Here is a 9,614-nt window from a genome sequence, read left to right on the forward strand (position 1 = left end):
GGCTACGGCTTCAACAAGTCGCACGCCGCCGCCTACTCGCTCTTGGCCTATCACACCGCTTGGATCAAGGTGCATTACGCGGCCGAGTTCTTCGCCGCCAACATGACCATTGAGCTTGACGACACCGACAAGCTCAAAGTGCTGCGCGAAGACGCGCTCAAGTTCAACGTCGAGTTCGAAGCCCCCGACGTGAACTTGGGCGTTTACCGTTTCGAGCCCGCCCCGGGCGCGGCCGGCAACAAGCTCATCCGCTACGGCCTGGGTGCCGTCAAAGGCACGGGCCAAGGCGCGATCGAAGCGATCATCCGCGCCCGCAGCGAGGGTGGACCTTTCAGCTCGATCTTCGATTTCGCTGCACGGGTGGATCGCAAAAGCATCAACAAACGGGCGGTGGACGCGCTCATCAAAGCCGGTGCCTTCGACAAAATTCACCCCAAAAACATCGACGGCCGGGCTGAATTGCTGGCCAGTCTGAGCTTGGCCTTTGAATACGCCGACACCCAAGCCGCGCATGCTGATCAAGGCGGTTTGTTTGACTTTGGCAACGACGACCATGGCAGCTCCACCCGTGAGCCGGATTACGTGGCAACCCCCGCTTGGGATGTCAAAACCCGCCTGACGCACGAAAAGGTGGCGCTGGGCTATTACTTCTCCGGCCACCTGTTCGACCAAGTCGCCGCCGAAGTGCGCCAATTTGCCAAACGTGCGGTAGCGGACGTGATCGACACGCGTGAGCCGCAGATGCTGGCCGGCATCATCACGGATCTGCGCATCGTCAACGGTCAGCGCGGCAAGGTGGCGCTGTTCAAGCTCGATGACCACAGCGGCACGCTTGAGTCAGTGATCAACGAGGACTTGCTCAACAGCGCAGGCCAGCTCTTGAAGGACGATGAACTGATCGTGGCCCAAGGCCGCGCCCAACCTGATCGCTTCTCGGGCGGTTGGCGCTTCAACATCCACCAAGTCTGGAGTTTGGCCGATGCCCGTTGCCGCCACGGCCAGTACTTGCGCCTGAGCCTTGGCGCAGAAAGTACCCCACCGCCCTTTGATCTCATCTTGCGCGATCACCCCGCCAAACACCAAATCAGCGATCAGGGCGAGGTGGTGCAAGGGCTAGCCATCCGAGTGCTGGTGCGCCGCCCCAGCGCCGTGGCCGAGCTGGACTTGGGCGTCGCTTCACGTTTTTATCCCAGCGATGCCGCCTTGGCTCTGTGGTCACAATGGGCCCAACAAGGTGAGGAGTCAGCTCAGTTGATTTACGCTGGCAGCCCGGATAACGTGCATTCTTGACACGCTATGCAACAAGTCGGCTTGGGCCGAAGTCGGCGTGCAGGCCGCACCAACCGTTATGGGCCTAGGTTTCAACCTAAAGGAGTTTTTATGCATCACCGTATCGCCATCTTCGGCACCGCACTGGTCGCTTTGGCCGGGTTTTCTAACGTTTGGGCTGCCACCGATGTGGGCGTCTCGGTGCAGGTCAATCAACCCGGTGTCTATGGCCGCATTGACATCGGCAACACCTCACGCCCCGCCGTGATCAACACCGCTCCGGTGGTGATCATGGCCCCGCCGCCGCCGCAACAGCAGCCCCAACAACGCCAAGTTCAGGCCCCCGAGCCGGTTTACATGTGGGTGCCGCCAGCCCATCAACGCAATTGGAAACGCCATTGCCGCGAATACCACGCCTGCAATCAGCCGGTCTATTTCGTTCAAGACCAGTGGTATGACGCCAATGTGCGGGGCGGTTCACCTCAAGCACAGGGCCGTGGTCAAGAAGAACGCCGCCACGGTGAGCACCGCAGCCATGATCGTGAAGAACGACGTGACGAAGGCGGTGATCGGGGTGATCGCGGCGAGCGTGGTCATGGTGACCACGGTGGCAAGCACCGCGATTGACATAGATTGGCTTGGTCCTGACGGGGGGCGGCGCACGCGCGGCTTATCAGGTCGGTGTTCTCAAGGCTGTGGCCAACATGGCCCCTCGGCCTGATCCGCGCCGTCCAAAGCAGCCCCGAAATTTGCCTTTCAGCATCATTTCGGGCACCTCGGCGGGCGCACTCAACGCAGCCACCTTGGCGGGTCAGGCCGATGACTGGGATGCCGCGCTCGACACCTTGACCCAGGTCTGGGAAAACATCCACGCCGAGCAGGTCTACCGTACCGATGCCCTTGGTTTACTGCGTACCGGCTTGCCTTGGCTGATGATGCTGGTTCCCGGCTGGGGCTTGGCTTCGCGCTGGTCGCAGACCCAGCCACGCTCCTTGCTTGACAACCAGCCGTTGGCGGAACTCCTGCAACGCATGACCCGACTGGAGCGGGTACCAGAGATGCTCGCCAAGGGCCATCTGACCGCACTCGCTGTCACCGCCTCCAGCTACACCACGGGGCTGCACGTCACCTTCTACGACAGCCTGCACGCCATTGCTCCTTGGGCGCGTTCGCAGCGCATCGCCATGCGCACGGCACTGTCATGCCAACACCTGCTGGCGTCGGCAGCGATTCCCTTCTTATTCCCAGCGATCAAGTTAACGACCCCCGAGGATGAACAATGGTTTGGCGACGGGGCGATGCGCCAAGTCGCACCGATTGCCCCAGCCATCCATCTGGGGGCGGAACGCATCATGGTCATCGGCTCAGGCCGACTCGAAGAGCCCATCGAACGCCATGTACCCAGCTCATCGAGCTATCCCAGCGTGGCCCAAGTCGCGGGCCATGCGCTGTCAAATATCTTTCTCGACTCGCTGGCGGTAGATATTGAGCGCTTACAGCGCATCAACACCACCCTTGACCTGATCCCACCCGAAGCACGTATAGGCACTCCGCTGCGCCCCATCCAAGCGCTGATCATGGCCCCGAGTGAGCGACTTGATGACATCGCCGCCAAGCATTTGAGCAGCCTGCCGGGCACCATGCGCGCTTTGTTGCGCACCGCCGGTGTGACACGCCCCAAGGGGGCCAACATCGGCACAGGCACGGCCTTGGCCAGTTATCTACTCTTTGAGAGCTCATACACCCGTGAGCTGATCCGCATGGGTGAACGTGACGCCGAAGCCCGACGCACGGATATCGAAGCCTTTTTTGGCTGGCAAGAAAACGGGCCCGGCTGTTGACACAGCACAGGCCCGTGAGAGACCGCCCTCCCTGATGCGCGATGCACGCGGCGGTCTATTGACTTATTTCTGGGGTGTCTTGCCGGCCTTGGCCACCACCGCAGGGGCCACATAGGTGGCCGTGCCCACCGTCAACCCGGCTTCCGACAAACGTGCAGCACTGGTCTTGCCCACCCCTGAGACACGATCAATCAGATCCGGCCAATCCTTGAACGTCGCCTTTTGCCGCTCAGTCAGGATGCGCCCGGACAACGCCGGACCCACCCCCTTCACCGACTCCAGCTCCGACTGGGTCGCCTTGTTGACATCCACCCCGGCCCATGCCGCCGCCATGCCCAGTGCCAACACCAGGCCCAGTAACCATGATTTCAGCTTCATCATGTCCTCCGACTCGTTGCAGTTTCAACCAACCCTGTACCTCTTTGGGGGGTGTGAGGGTTGGCTTCACTGTAGGTCGAGGTGAGCGCCACGGATCTCACCCAAAAGAGGGATATGGCGCTCTTAAATGGGGATATGCCTGTCCTATGATCCAAAGCCCACTCTAAGCAAAGCATGAGGCCTGCATGGAAATCATCATCGAAGTGATCGCTGTTTTTGGTGCCCTGATGGCCTCGTGGCGCTTTTTGCTCTGCGGCCTGCCCACCGTAGGGGCCGTCTGGGCCGTCATGACCTATGTCGAGAGCGAAGACATGCAGTGGATGATCGGCCTGCCCATCGCCCTCATCGGCCTCGGCCTCGGGCTATTTTGGGAGTGGCGCGGGAAGTAGCCCGCCCACAACCCGCTCACCAACTCACCCCGGCTGCCCCGCCAGCCATGCAACGTATTGCGCCACGCCCGTGGCCACATCGGCAAAAGCGTGATCACAGCCGGTGGCACGCAGGCGGGCCAGATCGGCTTCGGTGTGACACTGATACTTGCCGCGCAGGGCGTCGGGAAAGTCGATGTAACTCACCAAGCCTTGCTCGATTTGTTCTTGCAAGCTCAAGCTGAACTGGCTTTGCTGTTTGCGACAGGCGTTCACCACCGCATGGGCCACATCGTTGAAGGGCTGGGCACGGCCTGAGCCAAGATTGAAGATGCCGCTTTGCTCAGGATGCTGCAAGAACCACAGGTTCACCGCCACCACGTCATCCACAAAGACGAAATCGCGCGACTGCATGCCGGGAGCGTAGCCGTTGTACTCGCCGAACAGCTTGACTTGGCCGGTACTGCGGAACTGGTTGAAGTGGTGAAACGCCACGCTGGCCATGCGGGCCTTGTGCTGCTCGCGCGGACCGTACACGTTGAAATAGCGAAAGCCGACGATCTGGCTGGAGGCCGTGGGCAGATAGCGCCGCACCACTTGGTCAAAAAGGAGCTTGGAGTAGCCATAGACGTTCAGCGGCGCTTCAAAAGCGGGCTCCTCGCGGAAGGTGTCGCTGCCACCATAGGTCGCCGCTGAGCTGGCGTAGAGCAGCCTAGTGCCTTGCGCCAAGCAGGCGTCGAGCAAAGTCTTGGAGCAGCGGTAGTTGTTCTCCAGCATGAACTTGCCGTTGTGCTCCATGGTGTCGGAGCAAGCGCCCTCGTGCAAGATCGCGTCGATCTTGCCCAACTCGCCAGCGGCAAAGCGGCTGTAGAACTCGTCCTTGTCGAAGTAGTCGGTCAAGGTCGCACCGAGCAAATTGCGGTACTTGGGGCCATCGGTCAGGTCATCGACCGCGATCACCTCCTTGGCCCCGAGCCGATTCAAGCCATGCACCAGATTGCTGCCGATCATCCCGGCGGCGCCGGTCACCACGATTCTCATGTTGTCTCCTTGGCAAACAGTTCTTCATAGCTGCAACTGGCGGTGCCGAACTTGCCCACCACGATGCTGCCAGCCCGGTTGGCCAGCGGCAAAGCCTCGCGCAAACCCAACCCACACGCCAGCATGGCAGCCAGCGTGGCGATCACCGTATCCCCCGCACCCGTGACGTCAAACACTTCGCGGGCTTGGGCCGGCACATGCTGATGCGCAAGCTTGGCCGGATCGTGGCCCTCCAGATCGAACAGCGACATACCGTCCTCAGAACGCGTCAGCACCAACCCCGCCAAACCCAGCTCTTCGCGCAGCGCGTGCGCCCGGCGGTGCAAATCGGCCTCGTCGCGCCACTGCCCCACCACCTGCGCCAATTCAGCACGATTCGGTGTGAGCGTCGTCGCACCCTTATAGCGGCTGTAATCGCTGCCCTTGGGATCGACCAACACGGGCTTGCCCGCCGCACGGGCCAACTCAATCATGCGCGGAATGTGCGTCAACCCACCTTTGCCGTAGTCAGAGAACAGCACGGCGTCAAAGTCGGGCAGCACACGCTCGTAATCGGTCAACATCTGCTGGAGCACTTCGTGCTCCGGCTGATTCTCGAAATCGACCCGCATGAGCTGCTGTGAGCGGCCAATGATGCGCAGTTTGACGATGGTGTAGAGCTTGGGATCACGGCCCAGCACCGTGCTCACGCCCTGCTCTTCGAGCAACTGACGCAAACGACGGGCCGGCTCGTCGTCACCGACCACCGTCAGCAACGTGCACTGCGCGCCGAGCGTCTTGACGTTCAGGGCCACGTTGGCCGCGCCACCGAGGCGCTCTTCTTCGCGCGTGACACGCACCACCGGCACAGGGGCTTCCGGCGAGATGCGATCGACCGAGCCAAACCAGTAGCGATCAAGCATGGCATCACCCACCACCAGCACACGGGCTTGGGCAAGACGTTCGGGCGTGAGAAGAACAGAGGAGGACATGGCTCGGAGACAGCGATAATCGCGCCAAAACGGCGCGCCATTTTGCCACCTCGGCATATGGGTCGGGGCTTTGGGCCCGCGCTTTTGCCCTGATGGAAACGCTATGAACGAACCTGCCGTCACCGCTGCGGCCCTTGTCGAGTTGCACGACACCCTGCTCAGCCAACACACGTGGCCTCAAGCTGCACCCAGCCCGTCGCTGGCCCCAGACAACGTCTGGCACTGGATCAGCGCCAACCATCGCTTCAACAGCCTACTCTGGGCTGAAGAAGATCTGGCGCGACGCACGCGGGTCAGCGACAGCGATATCGCTGCCAACAAACGCGCCATCGACGGCTTCAACCAAGCCCGCAACGACGCCACCGAGCGCGTTGATGAGTTGCTGCTGATTGAGTTGGGCTTGGTCGATGCAGCCTCGGCACGCACCGATGCGCCAGTTTCTCAAGCCCCCGCGACCGCTCACCTCAACAGCGAGACCGCTGGGGCGATGATGGATCGGCTCTCGATCATGGCGCTCAAGATCCATGCCATGCGCGCCCAGTGCCTACGCAGCGATGTCGATGCCGAGCACCTTGCCAGCAGCCGCATCAAGCTGGAGCGCCTGCTCACCCAGCGCACCGATCTGGCGGCTTGCTTGGATGCCCTGCTGCGTGATTGCCGCGCCGGGCTGGCCTACTTCAAGGTCTACCGCCAATTCAAGATGTATAACGATGCGCGCTTCAACCCGGCCTTGGTGGCCGAGCAACGATGCGCATCCTGATCGTCAAGACCTCGTCGATGGGCGACGTGGTCCACGCCCTGCCCGCCATCACCGACATGCACCGCGCAGTCCCCGATCTGACCGTGGACTGGGTGGTGGAGCGCCCTTTCGCGGCCTTGCCGGCCTTGCACAAGGGTGTGCGCCGCGTCTTGCCGATGGCGTGGCGCAAATGGCGGCACCAGCTCGGCCAGCGCAAAACGTGGGACGAGATCAAGGCCTTTCGCACCGAGCTGCAACGCGAGCCCTACGACCTTGTGATCGATATGCAAGGCCTGCTTAAGAGCGTGATGTGGGGCCTGCAAGCGCATGGCCCCATGGGCGGCTTTGATCGCGCCAGTTTGCGCGAGCCGCTCGCTGCGCTTTTCTATCGCCACACCGCCCACGTGGCCCGGCCACAGCAGGCGGTAGCGCGCTGCCGGCAATTGACCGCGCAGTTGCTCGGCTACCCCCTCGACGCGCAATCCAAGCCTGATTTCGGCCTGCGCGATTCGCCCCTGCCGACCTCGCCTTGGCGGCCAGATCGGCCTTATGCCGCCTTGATCCCCTGCGCCAGCCGGCCAGAGAAATTCTGGCCCGAGGCCGACTGGATCGCTGTGGGAAATGCCCTGCAAGCACGGGGCTGGCAGCCGGTGGTGCTATGGGGCAGTCCGCAGGAAGAAGCGATGGCCCAGCGCATTGCCGCAGGCTGTGACGGCGCGGTGCCGCCGTTCCTCAAGGTGGGCGAGATGGCCACGGTCTTGGCGGGCAGCCAGCACATCATCGGCTTGGACACCGGCTTCACCCATTTGGGTGCGGCTTACGGCATCGACACTTTAGGCATTTACTGCGACCACGAACCCGGTTTGGCCGGAGTCACGGGCTCAGGGCAGGTAAGCAGCCTCGGCGGCAAGGGCCAGCGGCCCAGCTTTGAAGCCGTGATGCGCGCGCTGCAAGCGCAATGGGCCGCAGCTCACCCGGCTCAGTGATCTTCCAGCCGACGCGGCGGGTAGGTGTCCCAGCCTTGGCAGCCGGGGCATTGCCAGAAGTACTGCTGCGCCTCAAAGCCACAGGCGGCGCAGCGATAGCGCTGCAAAGGCCGGGAGGCCTCGCTCAGCGCTTGCTGAATCGCCAAGGCCTCATCGGGCTGCGCTGAAGGGCCCAAGCCAATTTCACGCAACAGGGCTTGGGTGGCGGTCAAGGTGGGATGGAGCTGCAAATGCTCGTGCAAGATCTCGCGGCGCTGCACCGGATCGGTTTCGAGCTTGAGGAGCGCGGCCAAGACATCGGTCGAGGGTGTCTGGCGCTGGACGGCACGCAAGCACTCGCGCGCCACATCTTCTTGACCACAGGCTTTGGCACTCGCACCGTAATCGCGGGCAATGACCGAGAAAACGCCCGGATGAATCGTCATCAGAGGCGTCCAGAGCGTCAGGGCTTCGGCATGCTGGCCTTGACGCGCCAAGCGCTGGCCCGCCAAGACCCAGGGCCGGGGCGATTGCGCGGAAGCTTCCCGGGCCCGGGCCAAAGCGGTCTCGGCCTCCTGCGGCTGACCCCGGGCATCTGCTTCTAGGGCGAGCTCACAAGCGTAGTGCGCGATGCGTGAGCTAAAGGAGCCGCCAGCGACCGACTCCAGACTACGCGCCACCTCGATGGCCGACTTCCAATCGCGGGCGCGCTCATGCAACGTCAACGTGGCCAAGCGCGCTTCGGTGGCGAAGTCGGTGCCTTCAAGGGCTTTGAAGGCCAACTCGGCACGGTCGAACAAACCAGCCTTGTGATAGTCCTGCGCCAAGGCGAACTGCGCTCGATCCCGCTCGAAAGCGGGTAAATCACCGCGCATGACCAAATGCTGATGCACCCGCACGGCACGCTCGTACTCACCCCGGCGGCGGAACAAATTGCCCAAGGCAAAGTGCAGATCAGAGGAACCGGGGTCGTGCTGAACGGCCTCGATAAAAGCGTCAATGGCCTTGTCTTGTTGCTCGTTGAGCAACAAGGTCAGCCCCTTGAAATAGGCTTGCGGCGCATCGTTTTGAACATGACGCCACTGGCGTACATCCAGCCGAGAAGCCAACCAACCCAGCCCAAAGGTGACTGGCAACGCCCAAAGCAGCCACTGGAAATCAAAGTCCATCACGGGGCGGATGCTCCAGAACAGGGGGGCGAGCCACCGCCTCAGCGGCTGCCTTTGTCTTGGCCTTGGCCGTTGTCATGGCGGGCATCATGCTCGGAGCCGCATCGCCACGAGCTTCCATCTCACGCACACATCGACGCAAGCGCCACCAGCTCGGCAGCATCGCCAACGCGCCCAGCACACAGCCGACGGCAAAGACCGTCAAGACAATGAACACCATGGGAGATCGCCACTCGAAGCCAAAGAACCATTTCAGCTCAGCTTCGTGCCCATTGTTCATGGCGAAGGCGAAGAGGACAAAAAACAAAAAGGCTCGAAGGAGCCAAGTTAGGAGATACATGGCGCGGCGATTTTAGCCGGCCGTCTCGACCGAATCGACGGCCTCGCGTAAAGCTTTGCCCGGTTTGAAGTGCGGTACCCGTTTCTCAGGGACAGTCACTTGCTCACCCGAGCGAGGATTGCGACCCACACGCGAAGGGCGGTGGGTCACAGAGAAGCTGCCAAAGCCCCGGATCTCGATGCGATGGCCTTCGGCCAGCGCATCCCCCATCGCCTCGAGCATGGCCCGGACAGCCAGCTCGACATCACGATGAGGCAGCTGTCCGAACTCGTCGGACAGCAAAGCAACCAGCTCAGAACGGGTCATGACAACACCGAGGTGATCAAGGCAGCTTCTTCTTGCACAGCGTTCAAGTCAGATCAATGGTTCTGATCAAACTTGGCCTTGAGCAGCGCGCCCAGGCTGGTGGTGCCGGCGTTTTCGCGGTTATCGGCCGCCAAACGTTGCATCACTTCTTGCTGTTCCACGACATCCTTGGCCTTGATGGACAGTTGGATGGAGCGGGTCTTGCGGTCGATGTTGACGATGATCGC

Annotated in this window: 12 protein-coding genes and 1 pseudogene; 6 read left to right on the forward strand and 7 right to left on the reverse strand. The window is 61.9% G+C overall.

The genetic code is table 11. From position 1 onward, the window contains the following. From AC3VI7_RS10820 to AC3VI7_RS10830, 3 genes are all read left to right on the forward strand, one after another. A partial coding sequence (locus AC3VI7_RS10820; RefSeq protein ID WP_489671516.1) for a helix-hairpin-helix domain-containing protein occupies window positions 1-1,290 on the forward strand: 1,290 nt, incomplete at its 5' end. Window positions 1,291-1,380: 90 nt separating this feature from the next. Beyond that, the gene (locus AC3VI7_RS10825; RefSeq protein ID WP_489669171.1) at window positions 1,381-1,896 is read left to right on the forward strand and encodes a hypothetical protein; all 516 of its coding nucleotides are present in this window, start codon (window positions 1,381-1,383) and stop codon (window positions 1,894-1,896) included. A gap of 11 nt (window positions 1,897-1,907) precedes the next feature. Then, a complete protein-coding gene (locus AC3VI7_RS10830) occupies window positions 1,908-3,110 on the forward strand; it encodes a patatin-like phospholipase family protein (RefSeq protein ID WP_489669172.1) in 1,203 nt (400 codons plus the stop codon). A 63-nt stretch (window positions 3,111-3,173) separates the two neighbouring features. Here the strand turns inward: AC3VI7_RS10830 and AC3VI7_RS10835 are convergent, their stop codons facing one another. Continuing rightward, a complete protein-coding gene (locus tag AC3VI7_RS10835; RefSeq protein ID WP_489669173.1) occupies window positions 3,174-3,488 on the reverse strand; it encodes a ComEA family DNA-binding protein in 315 nt (104 codons plus the stop codon). Between the two features lie 185 nt (window positions 3,489-3,673). Here AC3VI7_RS10835 and AC3VI7_RS10840 point away from each other — a divergent pair, with 185 nt between their 5' ends. Then, the gene (locus tag AC3VI7_RS10840) at window positions 3,674-3,877 is read left to right on the forward strand and encodes a hypothetical protein (protein ID WP_489669174.1); all 204 of its coding nucleotides are present in this window, start codon (window positions 3,674-3,676) and stop codon (window positions 3,875-3,877) included. Between the two features lie 24 nt (window positions 3,878-3,901). On the opposite strand, the gene rfaD is transcribed toward AC3VI7_RS10840, so the two are convergent. After that, window positions 3,902-4,897, reverse strand: coding sequence for an ADP-glyceromanno-heptose 6-epimerase (gene rfaD / locus AC3VI7_RS10845; protein ID WP_489669175.1), 996 nt, complete (start codon window positions 4,895-4,897; stop codon window positions 3,902-3,904). Beyond that, the gene (gene rfaE1 / locus AC3VI7_RS10850; RefSeq protein WP_489669176.1) at window positions 4,894-5,868 is read right to left on the reverse strand and encodes a D-glycero-beta-D-manno-heptose-7-phosphate kinase; all 975 of its coding nucleotides are present in this window, start codon (window positions 5,866-5,868) and stop codon (window positions 4,894-4,896) included. The genes rfaD and rfaE1 overlap by 4 nt, the downstream gene beginning before the upstream one ends. Before the next feature lie 103 nt (window positions 5,869-5,971). On the opposite strand from rfaE1, the gene AC3VI7_RS10855 reads away from it, so the two are divergent. Continuing rightward, window positions 5,972-6,628 (forward strand): DUF4254 domain-containing protein, encoded by a 657-nt coding sequence (locus AC3VI7_RS10855; protein WP_489669177.1) that lies wholly within the window; start codon window positions 5,972-5,974, stop codon window positions 6,626-6,628. Continuing rightward, on the forward strand, window positions 6,616-7,593 hold the full coding sequence (gene waaC / locus AC3VI7_RS10860; RefSeq protein ID WP_489669178.1) for a lipopolysaccharide heptosyltransferase I: 978 nt from the start codon (window positions 6,616-6,618) through the stop codon (window positions 7,591-7,593). Before AC3VI7_RS10855 ends, waaC begins: the two co-directional genes overlap by 13 nt. Here the strand turns inward: waaC and lapB are convergent. The 4 genes and pseudogenes from lapB to rpsA form a co-directional block, all read right to left on the reverse strand. Continuing rightward, window positions 7,587-8,741 carry a lipopolysaccharide assembly protein LapB gene (lapB, locus tag AC3VI7_RS10865; RefSeq protein ID WP_489669201.1) on the reverse strand — a complete coding sequence of 385 codons (1,155 nt, stop codon included), beginning with the start codon at window positions 8,739-8,741 and terminating at the stop codon, window positions 7,587-7,589. The genes waaC and lapB overlap by 7 nt on opposite strands. Further along, window positions 8,731-9,081: a lipopolysaccharide assembly protein LapA domain-containing protein gene (locus AC3VI7_RS10870; RefSeq protein ID WP_489669179.1), complete on the reverse strand. Its 351-nt coding sequence runs from the start codon at window positions 9,079-9,081 to the stop codon at window positions 8,731-8,733. The genes lapB and AC3VI7_RS10870 overlap by 11 nt, the downstream gene beginning before the upstream one ends. A 12-nt stretch (window positions 9,082-9,093) precedes the next feature. Further along, window positions 9,094-9,387, reverse strand: a complete 294-nt coding sequence (locus AC3VI7_RS10875; protein WP_489671517.1) for an integration host factor subunit beta — start codon at window positions 9,385-9,387, stop codon at window positions 9,094-9,096. 53 nt (window positions 9,388-9,440) lie between these two features. Continuing rightward, window positions 9,441-9,614 (reverse strand): annotated as a pseudogene (rpsA, locus tag AC3VI7_RS10880) (30S ribosomal protein S1); the annotation flags it as partial.

The organism is Leptothrix toolikensis (SeqCode), from assembly GCF_057922285.1.

What these genes read in the sequence shown, in the direction of transcription:
- lapB (WP_489669201.1), bottom strand. Translation starts at nt 8,741, where the DNA reads ATGGACTTTGATTTCCAGTGGCTGCTTTGGGCGTTGCCAGTCACCTTT.
- rfaE1 (WP_489669176.1), bottom strand. Translation starts at nt 5,868, where the DNA reads ATGTCCTCCTCTGTTCTTCTCACGCCCGAACGTCTTGCCCAAGCCCGT.
- AC3VI7_RS10870 (WP_489669179.1), bottom strand. Translation starts at nt 9,081, where the DNA reads ATGTATCTCCTAACTTGGCTCCTTCGAGCCTTTTTGTTTTTTGTCCTC.
- AC3VI7_RS10840 (WP_489669174.1), top strand. Translation starts at nt 3,674, where the DNA reads ATGGAAATCATCATCGAAGTGATCGCTGTTTTTGGTGCCCTGATGGCC.
- AC3VI7_RS10875 (WP_489671517.1), bottom strand. Translation starts at nt 9,387, where the DNA reads ATGACCCGTTCTGAGCTGGTTGCTTTGCTGTCCGACGAGTTCGGACAG.
- rfaD (WP_489669175.1), bottom strand. Translation starts at nt 4,897, where the DNA reads ATGAGAATCGTGGTGACCGGCGCCGCCGGGATGATCGGCAGCAATCTG.
- AC3VI7_RS10825 (WP_489669171.1), top strand. Translation starts at nt 1,381, where the DNA reads ATGCATCACCGTATCGCCATCTTCGGCACCGCACTGGTCGCTTTGGCC.
- AC3VI7_RS10855 (WP_489669177.1), top strand. Translation starts at nt 5,972, where the DNA reads ATGAACGAACCTGCCGTCACCGCTGCGGCCCTTGTCGAGTTGCACGAC.
- AC3VI7_RS10835 (WP_489669173.1), bottom strand. Translation starts at nt 3,488, where the DNA reads ATGAAGCTGAAATCATGGTTACTGGGCCTGGTGTTGGCACTGGGCATG.
- waaC (WP_489669178.1), top strand. Translation starts at nt 6,616, where the DNA reads ATGCGCATCCTGATCGTCAAGACCTCGTCGATGGGCGACGTGGTCCAC.